This is a genomic window from Rhizobium sp. Leaf311, assembly GCF_001423445.1.
GTDB lineage: Bacteria > Pseudomonadota > Alphaproteobacteria > Rhizobiales > Rhizobiaceae > Agrobacterium.
The window spans coordinates 87,339-100,020 of the sequence record NZ_LMNZ01000020.1 but is presented as its reverse complement, the minus strand read 5'-3'; the positions used below and the strand labels follow the sequence as shown (position 1 = coordinate 100,020).

Annotated in this window: 13 protein-coding genes; 10 read left to right on the top strand and 3 right to left on the bottom strand. The window is 56.4% G+C overall.

Annotation, left to right across the window (positions count from 1 at the left end):
* Window positions 1-486 precede the first annotated feature (486 nt).
* The 3 genes from ASF69_RS17300 (at window position 487) to rpsI (ending at window position 2,504) form a co-directional block, all read left to right on the top strand.
* The gene (locus ASF69_RS17300) at window positions 487-1,323 is read left to right on the top strand and encodes a DMT family transporter (protein ID WP_062589872.1); all 837 of its coding nucleotides are present in this window, start codon (window positions 487-489) and stop codon (window positions 1,321-1,323) included.
* 246 nt (window positions 1,324-1,569) lie between these two features.
* Window positions 1,570-2,034 (top strand): 50S ribosomal protein L13, encoded by a 465-nt coding sequence (gene rplM / locus ASF69_RS17295; protein ID WP_062589455.1) that lies wholly within the window; start codon window positions 1,570-1,572, stop codon window positions 2,032-2,034.
* A gap of 2 nt (window positions 2,035-2,036) precedes the next feature.
* Window positions 2,037-2,504 carry a 30S ribosomal protein S9 gene (gene rpsI / locus ASF69_RS17290; RefSeq protein ID WP_062589454.1) on the top strand — a complete coding sequence of 156 codons (468 nt, stop codon included), beginning with the start codon at window positions 2,037-2,039 and terminating at the stop codon, window positions 2,502-2,504.
* Between the two features lie 99 nt (window positions 2,505-2,603).
* Here rpsI and ASF69_RS17285 read toward each other — a convergent pair whose 3' ends face one another.
* The gene (locus ASF69_RS17285) at window positions 2,604-4,556 is read right to left on the bottom strand and encodes an acyltransferase family protein (RefSeq protein WP_162238093.1); all 1,953 of its coding nucleotides are present in this window, start codon (window positions 4,554-4,556) and stop codon (window positions 2,604-2,606) included.
* A 160-nt stretch (window positions 4,557-4,716) separates the two neighbouring features.
* Between ASF69_RS17285 and speB the strand changes: the two genes are divergently transcribed.
* Window positions 4,717-5,691, top strand: a complete 975-nt coding sequence (speB, locus tag ASF69_RS17280; RefSeq protein ID WP_062589452.1) for an agmatinase — start codon at window positions 4,717-4,719, stop codon at window positions 5,689-5,691.
* A 46-nt stretch (window positions 5,692-5,737) separates the two neighbouring features.
* Window positions 5,738-6,664, top strand: coding sequence for an N-acetyl-gamma-glutamyl-phosphate reductase (gene argC / locus ASF69_RS17275; protein ID WP_062589450.1), 927 nt, complete (start codon window positions 5,738-5,740; stop codon window positions 6,662-6,664).
* A gap of 91 nt (window positions 6,665-6,755) precedes the next feature.
* Here the strand turns inward: argC and ASF69_RS17270 are convergent, their stop codons facing one another.
* Window positions 6,756-7,862, bottom strand: coding sequence for a COX15/CtaA family protein (locus ASF69_RS17270; RefSeq protein ID WP_062589449.1), 1,107 nt, complete (start codon window positions 7,860-7,862; stop codon window positions 6,756-6,758).
* 146 nt (window positions 7,863-8,008) lie between these two features.
* On the opposite strand from ASF69_RS17270, the gene ASF69_RS17265 reads away from it, so the two are divergent.
* On the top strand, window positions 8,009-8,221 hold the full coding sequence (locus tag ASF69_RS17265) for a DUF2842 domain-containing protein (RefSeq protein ID WP_062589448.1): 213 nt from the start codon (window positions 8,009-8,011) through the stop codon (window positions 8,219-8,221).
* Window positions 8,222-8,224: 3 nt separating this feature from the next.
* Here ASF69_RS17265 and ASF69_RS17260 read toward each other — a convergent pair whose 3' ends face one another.
* Entirely contained in the window at window positions 8,225-8,860 is a 636-nt protein-coding gene (locus ASF69_RS17260) for a tyrosine-protein kinase family protein (RefSeq protein ID WP_156462102.1), read from the bottom strand.
* A gap of 198 nt (window positions 8,861-9,058) precedes the next feature.
* Between ASF69_RS17260 and ASF69_RS17255 the strand changes: the two genes are divergently transcribed.
* The 4 genes from ASF69_RS17255 (at window position 9,059) to ASF69_RS17245 (ending at window position 12,435) form a co-directional block, all read left to right on the top strand.
* Window positions 9,059-9,631: a polysaccharide biosynthesis/export family protein gene (locus tag ASF69_RS17255; RefSeq protein ID WP_062589446.1), complete on the top strand. Its 573-nt coding sequence runs from the start codon at window positions 9,059-9,061 to the stop codon at window positions 9,629-9,631.
* Between the two features lie 295 nt (window positions 9,632-9,926).
* Window positions 9,927-11,477: an undecaprenyl-phosphate glucose phosphotransferase gene (locus ASF69_RS17250; protein WP_062589445.1), complete on the top strand. Its 1,551-nt coding sequence runs from the start codon at window positions 9,927-9,929 to the stop codon at window positions 11,475-11,477.
* A gap of 64 nt (window positions 11,478-11,541) precedes the next feature.
* The gene (locus tag ASF69_RS23405; protein ID WP_112963693.1) at window positions 11,542-11,691 is read left to right on the top strand and encodes a hypothetical protein; all 150 of its coding nucleotides are present in this window, start codon (window positions 11,542-11,544) and stop codon (window positions 11,689-11,691) included.
* 168 nt (window positions 11,692-11,859) lie between these two features.
* Window positions 11,860-12,435 carry a hypothetical protein gene (locus tag ASF69_RS17245; RefSeq protein WP_062589444.1) on the top strand — a complete coding sequence of 192 codons (576 nt, stop codon included), beginning with the start codon at window positions 11,860-11,862 and terminating at the stop codon, window positions 12,433-12,435.
* Window positions 12,436-12,682 lie beyond the last annotated feature (247 nt).

Here is a 12,682-nt window from a genome sequence, read left to right as displayed (position 1 = left end):
GTCCGTTAACGAAAGCTTTTTATCAAAAGGACGTTGCTTCACAAAAGCCGAGCCGATCACGAAGCCTGCGCAAATTGCTGGGCTAGTCATTACTTGTACCACATATGTACCATATTTGTTCATGTGCAATTTAGCAACTACTTATAGTTACATTAGAAAACATGCGGGGACCGTAATGGCGCGATCTAGCGCAGGTCGAGCCGACGGAAACACCGCCTTTCGACCTTAAAACTATCTCGAAAAACTCAATTTTTCTTCATATCAATCGGCACGAATCGATTGAAAATTTCCCAACGCCTGAAAACGGTCAGATCGCCGAACATCCAGGCTGAAACGTCCGGCTAAATCAAAAGTTGCATACACATCAAGAACGGGGCGCTTCACCTGGTTGCTTCGGAGAATTTTTGCCGTTCCCTGCCTGTATTTCCCGCGACTTGGCTGCAGGAAAGCCGTAAGAACGGGATGTCATTAGAGACTCAGGTTGCCATGCCGATTGATGTATTGTTTCTGGTATTGCTGGGTGCGCTGCTGCACGCCAGCTGGAACGCCCTAGTAAAAGCGGGCAGCGACAAGGCGCTCGACGCGACATTGATCGCAGCGGGAGCCGCCGCCTGCTCCATCCCCTTCCTGCCGTTTCTGCCGCTTCCGGGTGCCGCGGCCGTCCCCTTCCTGTTTGCGTCGGCCGTGCTGCAATTTCTATACTTCCGCCTCGTCGCAGCCGCCTATACGGCAGGGGATATCAGCCTCGTCTACCCGATCATGCGCGGGGTCGCGCCCTTGATCGTCGCCGCAGCCAGCAATCTCCTTCTGGGTGAAGCCGTTAGCCCGGCAGCGCTGGCCGGCATCATCATCATTTCAGCGGGCATTCTCACTCTTGCCTTTGAAGCGAGGCGCGGTGGTCGGCGTGCCATCATCCTGTCACTGGCGAACGCCGTGGTGATTGCAGGCTACACATTCGTAGACGGCGTCGGCGCTCGCCTGTCGTCAAATCCCGTGTCCTATACATTATGGATGTCGCTGCTGCCGCCAGCGCTTCTTTTCTCTTGGGCCTTTTATCAGCGCGGCTGGGCCCCGGTCGCAAACCATGTCAGGCGAAACTGGTTGCGCGGACTTGCGGGAGGATGCGGCTCGATCCTGTCCTATGGTTTTGCGCTTTGGGCAATGACGAAAGCCCCGGTCGCCGTCGTCGCGGCACTGAGGGAAACATCCATTCTTTTTGCCGTAGCCATCTCGGTTTTCATCCTCAAGGAAAGCGCGAGCAATTGGCGATATGTCGCGGCAGCCGTCATCGCGCTGGGTGTTCTTGTGATGCGGCTTGGCTGAATTTCACGCAATTTCGTGTGGTATTATGAAACCACACAGATAAGCATATGTTTTTAAACGATTATTTTTGCAGCCTCAACTTTTCAGGCCGTTGACGGCATTTCACTCCCGGAATATAAGCACGCCAGACAGAATTTCCCCGGAAATACGGTCATTCCGGCTTTCGCGCATGCGCCAAGCCTCAAGCAACAAGAAACGCCCGCATACTTCGTTTGAGTGTGACGGGTCCAAAAGAAAGTGAAAAGAATGTCTACTTTCGTTCAGAAGCCTGCTGAGGTGGAGAAGAAGTGGGTCATCATCGACGCCGAAGGCCTCGTTGTTGGTCGTCTCGCCACCATCGTTGCAACCCGCCTGCGCGGCAAGCACAAGGCAACCTACACACCTCACGTTGACGACGGCGACAACGTCATCATCATCAACGCTGAAAAGTGCGTTTTCACCGGTAAGAAGTACTCCGACAAGAAGTACTACTGGCACACCGGTTACCCAGGTGGCATCAAGGAACGTACAGTTCGCCAGATCATCGAAGGCCGCTTCCCGGAGCGCGTTCTCGAGAAGGCTATCGAGCGTATGATTCCGCGTGGTCCTCTTGGCCGTCGCCAGATGAAGAACCTCCGCGTTTACGCCGGTTCCAACCATCCGCATGAAGCACAGCAGCCAGTCGTTCTCGAAGTGGCACAGCTGAACAGCAAGAACACAAGGAGCGCCTGATAATGGCCGATCTTTCCTCTCTGAAAGACCTCGCCCCGGCATCGGAAGCTTCGGCTCCCGTACACGTCCGCAAGGTTGACACTCTCGGCCGTTCCTACGCGACCGGCAAGCGCAAGAACGCCGTCGCCCGCGTATGGGTCAAGGCTGGTTCTGGCAAGATCATCATCAATGGCCGTGACTTCTCTGCGTATTTCGCACGTCCGGTTCTTCAGATGATCCTGCAGCAGCCGCTCGTTGCAGCTGCTCGCGCTGGTCAGTTCGACATCATCGCGACTGTTGCTGGCGGTGGCCTCTCCGGTCAGGCTGGTGCCGTTCGTCACGGTCTTTCCAAGGCCCTCACCTACTTCGAACCAGGCCTTCGTGGCGTGTTGAAGAAGGGCGGCTTCCTGACTCGCGACAGCCGTGTTGTTGAACGTAAGAAGTACGGTAAGGCCAAGGCTCGCCGTTCCTTCCAGTTCTCCAAGCGTTAATCGCTTCATCGATACGATGTTCGAAAAGGCGGGGCTTCGGCTCCGCCTTTTTGTTTGTGCCAGGCCGTTACGGGCCGAAGATGGAATGAGGCAAATGTCTCAAGGGCTGAGCGAAGCGCTGCCCTCTGCGGGGCGATCGTCCTCGATTTCATCCAGAATGCGATCCACCACGAGTTCGGCGCCTTTGCGCGTGTAGTGGCTCCTGTCTGCGATGAAAGCCACGCCATCGCGCCCGAAGTAGCAGGACGCGGCACCGCCTGCTTCGCAAAACAGTGATTCCGGCAGAACCTTTTCGATCTTGGTATCGGCAGCTGTATCGAGAACCGCGTATGCGCGTGCTGTCTCTGCCTTGAAGCGTGAGACGGGATAAGCGAAATCCGGCGTGTCATCGCCCTTGATGATGTTTGCCGCCATGACTTCCGCAACGGATTTCTTGAAGCGTGGCGTGGGATAGACAAGCACGACACGCTTGCCAGCCTGTTCAAGCTTTTCCATGGTTTCCCTCAGATTATCGGCCAGCACCGGAACGGTCAGCTCCGGTTCCCGCATTGGCTTTCCATCCACGGACATATAACCGGATCCGAAAAAATTGACCCAAGAGGCCGCCATGACGACAACATCGACCTTGCTTGCCAACAGGTAGTCCATGGCGCGCCGGTTAAACTCGCTGCAATTGACCGCTTGATCGTTCTGGGCATTCCAGACATCGACAATGGGGGCGCAATGGCCGTGGGTCAGCTGAACCAATGCAACGTTCCGCTCCCGCAATTTATCAACCAGTGCCGGTGAAATGGCAGCAGAAATAGAGTCGCCCCAGACTGCATAGGTCTTTTGCGCACTCTCCGTGTTGAAAGAGCATTTTTTATCGGGAAGCGAGGGTAATCCATCACGAATCTGGAACAGGCATTTGCCGCTCCACGTCGCGGCATCCATGAAACTGTCCACCTTTGGGTCCACTCTGAACGGCAAACCATCCTGCGCACCCCAGACACCGAAACCGACAAATGCGACGAGGCCCGCCGCAACCGTCGTAAATATCTTTCGCCCGCCAGGTTGCGCGCGCCGGAAAGGCTGCTCGACAAAGCGCCAGCTTAGCGCGGCAAGAACAAGCACTAGAGCGATCAGGCCGAGCATCATCACAGGCGTTGGTGGCTCCAGGCTTCTGATTCTCGAGAAAGCAAAAACCGGTTGATGCCAGAGATAGGCGCTGAAGCTGATGCGGCCGATCCAGACCAAAGGTGACTGGGAGAGAAGCCGTCCTGCCACGTCCTTATCATGAGAACAAAGGATGAGCAGCATCGTCCCACCAACGGGCAGAAGCGCAGTAAGAGAAGGAACGCGCGTGGAGGGTTCGAAGAGAAATATCGCGCAGGCTATGCAGACGAGCCCCAGGGCCGCAAGATAACCATTCTCCGGCCGTGCCGTGCCCTGCAGATAGAAGGCACAGAGAGAGCCCGCCAATATCTCCCAGGCCCTTGTCGGCAAAAGATAGTAATTGGCGGAGGGAAACCGCCAAGCGCCTATTTCACTGGCAATCAGGCTGGCGACGGCCAGAGCCGCAACAACGGCGAAGATCGTGCGTATCCGCAGCCTGAACAGAAAGAGCAGCGGAAACAGAAGGTAAAACTGCTCTTCGACACCAAGGCTCCATGTGTGAAGAAGCGGCACCTCTGCCGCGTCGGCAGCAAAATAATCGGTCTTTTTCAGAAAGTAGAAATTCGAAACGGAAAGCGCCGTCAGCATCAGGCTTTTTGAAAAGTCTTCATATGCGCCCGGCAAAAGCCAGAACCAGGCCACAGCCGCCGAACAGGCCAGAACGAAAAACAGGGCGGGCAGAATGCGCTTGGCCCGCCGCTGATAAAATCGCGCAAGAGAAAAATCGCCGCGAGAATACTCCTCCAGAATGATGCTGGTGATGAGATATCCACTGAGGACGAAGAAGACATCGACCCCGATAAATCCTCCGCCGAATGCGGTAAAATTTGCATGGGAGAGGATGACAGCAAGGACAGCGACGGCACGCAATCCGTCAATTTCAGGCCGATAATTCATAATAAAAAACCAAAAGCACAACCAATGGTAACGGTTTATCGCAAGCCTGTTTGCCCGTAAAGCGCGGCAGGTTAGCTTGTCCACGGCGTTGATCATTCAAATCAGGCATTATTTGGGGTATGCAGGTCGTGTGCGCGTTGTCGCAACCGGGGAGGATTTCATGCCGTCAACATCCATAGACCACGCTTTTACCGGCGCTTCCCTCACCTCTGCCGCCAGCGACCCGACCTATGCCGGCGCACTCTCCTTCATGCGGCGGCGCTTGACCAAGGAGCTGAGCGGCGCTTCGACCGTGGTCTGGGGCATCCCTTTCGATGCGGCCACCTCCAACAGGCCCGGTGCCCGGTTCGGTCCTCAGGCCATACGGCGCGCTTCGGCCATTTTCGACAATGATCCGCAATATCCCTTCAATCGGGATCTCTTCGCCGACATGCCGACCATCGACTGTGGCGATTGCCTTCTGGATTATGGCAACCATTGGCAGACGCCTGAAACGATCGAGAAAGAGGCAAGCGCCATCCTCTCAGCGGCAGATTTCCTGCTGACCCTTGGCGGGGATCATTTCATCACGTGGCCTCTGCTCAAGGCGCACGCTGCCAAACACGGTCCTCTTGCACTCGTCCAGTTCGATGCACATCAGGACACATGGTTCGATGACGGCAGACGGATCGACCACGGCTCATTCGTGGCGCGCGCTGTCCGGGAGGGGCTTATCGATCCCGATCGATCCATTCAGATCGGCATCCGGACACATGCGCCAGACGATTGCGGAATCCAGATTCTTCATGGCTATGAGTTGGAAGACATGCGGGCAGCCGATATTTCTGCGCTGATCATCAGGCGCACCGGCGGACGTCCGGCCTACCTCACATTCGATATCGATTGCCTCGACCCCGCTTTCGCGCCCGGCACCGGCACGCCCGTTGCGGGCGGTCCGACCAGCGCAAAGGTGCTTTCCATTCTGCGCGGTCTGCAACGTCTCGATCTGAGAGGCGCTGATGTGGTTGAGGTGGCCCCCGCTTACGACCACGCGGATATTACCGCCATTGCCGGAGCGACGGTTGCGATGTATATGCTTGGCCTGCGGGCAGAGCGGCTTGCCAAGGCGGCTGACGCGCAGCAGGCGGCCTGTTGATCCGACACCGACGTTTCCCCAATCTCTTTAAAATCAGGACAAGGACATGACAGCAAAAATCTTCATCGATGGCGAACACGGCACCACTGGCTTGCAAATTCGCACACGCCTTGCCGACCGCCGCGATATCGAGCTGCTGTCCATCCCCGAGGCAGAGCGGCGCAATACCGCCATGCGGGAAGATATGTTGAACGGTGCGGACATCTCCATTCTGTGCCTGCCGGACGACGCATCGCGCGAGGCCGTGTCCATGGTGGAGGGCAACAACAAGGTCCGCATCATCGATACGTCCACGGCCTATCGGACGCACCAGGACTGGGCCTATGGCTTTGCCGAAATGGACAAGGCACAGGCAGAGAAAGTGCGTTCCGCCCGTTTCGTCGCCAATCCCGGATGCTATCCCACCGGTGCCATCGGCCTCATCCGCCCCTTGCGCGTGTCCGGCATTCTGCCGGATGGCTACCCCGTAAGCGTGAATGCGGTTTCCGGCTATACCGGCGGCGGCAAGCAAATGATTGCGCAGATGGAAGACCCAAGCCGCGAAGACGCGATCAGCGCCAACAATTTTCTCTATGGCCTGACCTTGAAGCACAAGCACGTTCCGGAAATGAAGATCCACGGCCAGCTTGATCGCTCACCACTTTTTTCACCTTCCGTCGGGCGCTTCCCGCAAGGCATGATCGTTCAGGTGCCGCTCTTCATTGAAAATCTCAAGGACGGCGCAACAGTCGAGACCATCCACGCCGCGCTTGTCGAGCATTATGCCGGGCAGAATATCGTCAATGTTGTCCCGCTTGCTGAAAGCCAGTCTCTTTCGCGCATCGATGCAGAGGAACTGGCCAACCAGGACACGATGAAGCTTTACGTGTTCGGCAATGGCGAGCATGTCAATCTCGTTGCCGTTCTCGATAATCTCGGCAAGGGTGCCTCCGGCGCGGCGGTCCAGAACATGGAACTCATGCTTTCGGCATGACCTGAAACATCCGCATATCCATTACAAAAAAGGCGACGGTTATTTCCGTCGCCTTTTTCATGTCCGTTTCAATGACTGATAGCACTGGACCTCACCGCCGCTCTGCAGCAGCTTCCGAGAAAGGGTATTCGCCGAGGAAGCCGCGCCAATGAGCGATGGAAAAGGCGAGGACGAGAAGGGCCATGCCCTGATGTGCAAGCGCGACATGAATATCCACATGCATGAGCAGAGTGGTGATGCCGAGTGCAGCCTGAAGACAGATGAGCAGAAAAAGCAGGACGGAGCGGCGCGCGTGTGGCGTTCCAGGCACAGCCCGCGCCAGGCTGATCATGTTCCACAAGCTGACGGCCAGAAGCACATAGGCACCCAACCGATGCACGAATTGCACGGTCTTGGGATTTTCAAACAGATTGATCCACCATGGCTGCTGAAGAAAAAGATCACCAGGTATGAGCGAGCCATCCATCAGCGGCCAGGTATTGTAGGAAAGCCCGGCATTCAGCCCCGCCACCAGAGCACCGAGATAGATCTGGAAAAGACAGAGGCAAGCCAGGAGCGCGGCAAAGCCCCTGCCCTTCTGGACGTTGGCCGCCTGCGCCGAATGCATGGAAAGCCCGCGCAGTATCCACATGCAACCGGCAAAGATCAGACAGGCGATCGTCAGGTGAGTGGCAAGACGATACTGAGAGACATCCGTGCGATTGACCAGCCCGGACGACACCATCCACCAGCCTACAAAGCCCTGAAACCCGCCAAGTGCCAGCAAACCGATAAACGCAGGTTTCAGGCGCTTCTCAACCCGGCCCGTCAGCCAGAAATAGGCCAGAGGAAGGGCGAAGATCAGGCCGATGGCGCGCGCCAGAAACCGATGCGCCCATTCCCACCAGAATATCGTCTTGAACTCATCAAGGGACATGCCCTTGTTGATTTCCTGATATTGCGGAATGCGCTTGTAAAGATCGAATTCTTCCTGCCACTCGGCAACGGAGAGCGGCGGAATTGCACCATGGATGGGCTTCCATTCGGTAATCGAAAGGCCGGATTCGGTCAGCCGCGTGGCGCCGCCCACAAGCACGAGACAGAACAGCGTAAAGAGCACGACCCGCAGCCACGCGCGCAGAAGGCGGCGATTCTTCTCCTGCGTTTCACGACGCTGCTTCACAGAGGTTTCGACATTCGCCGCCGTGTTCGCCTGCATTCTTGACACTCCACAAGTCTTTGCGTTGGTTTGCAACAACGCATCGTGCAAAACAAGCCCCGGGCCCACCTCCACCTGCCATAAAGATTTGCGGCATTGGGTCGCGCCTGTATACTGACACCCGGATCAAGAAGACGGGAAACGGTATGCCCACGCGCCTGAAATCATTCATCGGCACCATTGTCATCATCGGCCTGGTGGTGCTCTACGCGCTGATCGCCACCACATTCGCGTCGGCCACGCTGGCGACGCAGCCCTGGTGGGTGCATCTGGCATATTTCGTTTTTTCAGGCTTGCTCTGGATTTTACCAGCCATGCTCATCATAAAGTGGATGGCTGGCCCCAAGCGCAGCAAGTGAGCGTCAAGCGGCAGAACGCTCGCGAGACGACTGTTCGCTCATGGTCATGATGTCGTTGTAGCCGAGGGTGGCGAGTTCCAGAAGCGCCTCGTCAGTCCGCTCGTCGTCGGCGACAGGCAGGGACAGAACAATTTCGGCGTCCACATATTTCATAAGGCGGAGAACGCCCGAAATATCGGCAGACCCGAATTCCAGCAGCACCGTGTCATAGGTATCAGAGAGAGCACCGACAATCATCATCAGCCGCTCGGTTATCTTGCCGGAAGGCAGCACCGTGGAGAGACCCTGCGGCACGATATGGGCGTTCGACAGGCGATCGTGATGGATGGTTTCGCCGAACGCCGTTTCGCCGAACAAAAGGTCGGCCATTCCTGGCAGGTCGGGCTCTGCCGCCATCAGCCGTGTCGGGCATCCCGATACCGTCATATCCACCAGCACCACGCTGCGCCCGAGCTCCGCCATGGACCGCGCGAGCATGACGCTAGCCGTGGACCCGTCGTCACCAGTTGGCGACAAGACGAGAACGGTCGACTTTGCGCCTCGCATAGAGAGGAAGTCCGCCACCCCATGCACGGGAAGAACGAAACGCTCCTGTGGCGTTTCACTCAAGTCGTCAGTATGGGATGCATCTCTCTGCACGGCGTTTTCTCTGCTTTTCTGTAGGCAGCTGGTCTGCTTGCCCGGGACCATACGGGCTGGCGGTAACGCAAGCGTTAAGCTGCTGATGGGGGAATGCGAAAAAGACATTCGGGCGGAACGGAAACCTGCGATCTTTACTGGCCATTAACCATACAGGCCGATAACTGGCTCATGAATGATTTTGGAGCATGATTGCGGATGACCTTCGCTGCCCCACGCCTGATGTCCGCATTTCTCGTCGCCCTTACGGCGACGCTCTGCGGCTGCTCGGCGTACAAGCCCGCACCACGCGCCTTCAACGAGGCAGCCCTTCAACCCTATCGACTTGATAGCGGTGATCGCTTGCGCGTTACCGTCTTCGATCAGGCGGCGCTGACAAATACCTACACGATCGATCAGGCAGGCTATGTCGCATTCCCGCTCGTCGGGCAGGTTCCGGCCAGAGCCAAGACCGTCTCCCAGCTCGAATCGGCTATTGCGCAGAAGCTACGTCAGGGTTTCCTCAAGAACCCGGATGTCACGATTGAGATTGATCGCTACCGGCCGGTTTTCGTCATGGGCGAAGTCGGTCGTCCAGGGCAATATTCCTACGTTCCCGGCATGACGGCACAGAATGCCATCGCTGTCGCCGGCGGGTTCACGGCCCGCGCCAACCAGCGCGACATCGATATTACGCGCAAGATCAACGCGAATGTCCTCACGGGCAGGGTCATCATCTCAGCGCCCGTTATTGCGGGCGATACGATCTATGTGCGGGAGCGGTTCTTCTGAACAGTTTCAAGGCGCTTCACCGCCACGCCCTCCGAATAGAATCGGGTCTCAAAGTTTGCGGCCGAACCGGCACTGCCACCCAGTGTCGTTCGGCTCACCGTTGCGGGAAAAAAGGTATTGCGTATCCCGCCCCCTGTTCGTGCCTCAGTCCCACAGAGAGAAGCGCGTGAACTTGCGTCATTGGTAATGTTCATTCACCATTTGCTGCTATAGTGTGCGGCTATGGAACAGTTGATGTCAAACCCGACACACGTATCCATCATCGCGCCGAAATTGATTACGCGGAAAGTCATAGATGAGTAAGGCTGGAGGGGGCAGTGATCCGATAGATCTGAACAGCTTGCGCAAGAAACTCTCTCGCTCAACTTCTGAACGCGAAGATCAGACGCCGCAACCAGTGACGCTCAATCCACTCGCTCGCCAGATCGCCAATCAGCTCCGCGCAACAAGCCATTCACCCAACATCGTCATCGGCCAACTGCGCCTTCTTGAGTTCGCCGTGTTGGCCGTCATGGGCATCGTCGTCAACACGATTGAAGTCCCAGACGCGATCACGTCGAAGCTGGCGCTGATCGGAATGTGCATCTGCAATGCGGTCATCTGCGCAACGATGCTGCAGCTAACGGATGCGTATCAGCTACCGAACCTTCGTCGCGCACTGCAGACGATGGCACGTGTGCAGGGAGCATTGCTGGCATCCTTCGCGCTTACCTGCCTGCTGACCACCCTCCTGCCCGTTGGCATTTTGTCCTGGAAGACCTTTGGTATCTGGTATGGCGCAAGCGCGGTCTTCCTTTTCATCGAAAGAATCATCGTCGGCCTCATGATAAGACATTGGGGCCGAAACGGCGTGATGGAGCGGCGCGCCGTCATCGTCGGCGGAGGCCAGTCCGCCAAAGAACTGATCCGTTCCCTTGAGCATCACGACAACGATATCCGCATCTGCGGAATTTTTGACGACCGCAAAAGCGCGCGCTCGCCGGATGTTGTTGCCGGTTATCCCAAACTCGGCACATTCGCCGAACTCGTGGAATTTGCACGGCTGACGAAGCTCGACATGCTGATCATCTCCATCCCCATGAGTGCGGAGGCACGCATACTGGAGTTGATTCGCCAATTGTGGGTCTTGCCGGTCGACATTCGCATCGCCGCCCACGCCAACAAGCTGCGCTTCAGGCCCCGCTCCTATTCCCATATCGGCAGCGTACCCATGCTCGATGTCATGGATAAACCCATCCGCGACTGGGACTTCGTGGCCAAGCGCACTTTCGATATCGTGTTCAGCATCATCTGCATTGCGCTGCTATGGCCCATCATGCTGGCAGCAGCGGTCGCTGTAAAATCGACCTCCAAGGGTCCCGTTCTGTTCAAGCAGAAGCGCCACGGCTTCAACAACGAAACGATCAATATCTGGAAGTTCCGTTCCATGTATGTGGAAATGAGCGACCCGACGGCCAAGATGGCGGTGACGAAGAACGATCCGCGCGTCACGCCCGTAGGCCGCTTTCTTCGCAAATCCTCGATCGATGAACTGCCCCAGCTTTTCAATGTTCTTGCGGGCGATCTCTCGCTCGTTGGACCGCGCCCTCACGCGATCCACGCGCAGACGGGCGATCTGAAATATACCGAGGTCGTCGAGCACTATTTTGCACGTCATAAGGTCAAGCCCGGCGTGACAGGCTGGGCCCAGATCAACGGCTGGCGCGGCGAAATCGACCATGATGACAAGATCAAGAACCGAACGGCGCATGATCTCTACTACATAGAGAATTGGTCGCTGCTGCTGGACCTCAAGATACTGATTCTCACGCCGATCCGATTGCTGAAATCGGAAAATGCTTACTAGGCGACTGGAACCTCTTTTGATTTCATCCGTTTAGCTGCGCATTTATGACCGCAGGGGAATCCATATGACACGGACAAATAATCTTTATCTCGTTATCGGCGCGCTGGTCGTCGCAGTCATCGGCCTTGGCGCCTATGTCTGGCATGAGGAAAGCAAGCCCAAGGGCATCGAAATGAATATCGGTCCAAACGGCGTTTCCGTCCAGGAGAATTGATAGAATCCAGCTTCGCGCAGGTTGAGAAATCTAGACCGGTTTGTGCCAGTTTCGTGACGGGCAAAACCGGTCTTTTCATGAGAAGAGATCAGAAAATGATCGCTTCGCATGAAGTGATGGCTTGGCGCAGATGACGTGCGACAGGCCGCAGACAGGATTTAGTCAAACATGGTTTCTGGGCTCGGTTCACACGTACAGCTCTTCTCCACGGAGCTGGCGCTTAAGGCCATCAGCAAACAGGAAGCGGTCAGCGCATCGCTCCCCCAGCACTCAACGATCGACCCATCCTTATTGGCTCGCTGTATCCCTACCCCCGAGGTCGAGACAGTGAGCAAAGCAGGCCGCATATCCCTGAGCGAACAGGCAGAGACCCTCGATCTATCGCCAAAGGTCACATCTGCCAGCTTTATGAGGGAACTGAAATTGTGGCTTGCGGATCTTTCGTGCGACCGGATGAATTTCAGCCGCGGCTGCGCCATGCTGCAGGCCTTCGCATCCAGCACACTCAAGGTGTTCGATCCCGTTGAAGGCGTCGTTGTGAAAGCAGGCGACCGCGACACAGATGTCACCAGCGAACAGATAAGCGCGGTTGGTTGGAGCCAGTTTCTCAAGTCGCGAGTCAAGCGCGAGGCCGATAACGCTTATTCGAAAGACGAGGACGGCAACTACGTCGACCTGATCTCAGGCGAGCAGGCTTATTTCGGCGCAGTGGGCAGCAAATTCTACTACTTCACCTGGCCGTAATCATTTTAATCTGAGAGATGAAATGGGAGACCCGCCGCTGTCCCACCCAGCATATGGCGGGTCTCAACCGTTTACCCCTTCCAGTCAGGGCATTAACAGAGAACCACGGAAATTGAATTACGGCAAGATCGTGGCAGCCGTTTTGAGTAAAAATTATCCACACTGCATTTTGCGTGATCAGTTTTACCTTCTGCGAGACCAGCAACCGATCATCCGCACAGAGGATTCTTCAGCTGTTTTTCAGGCG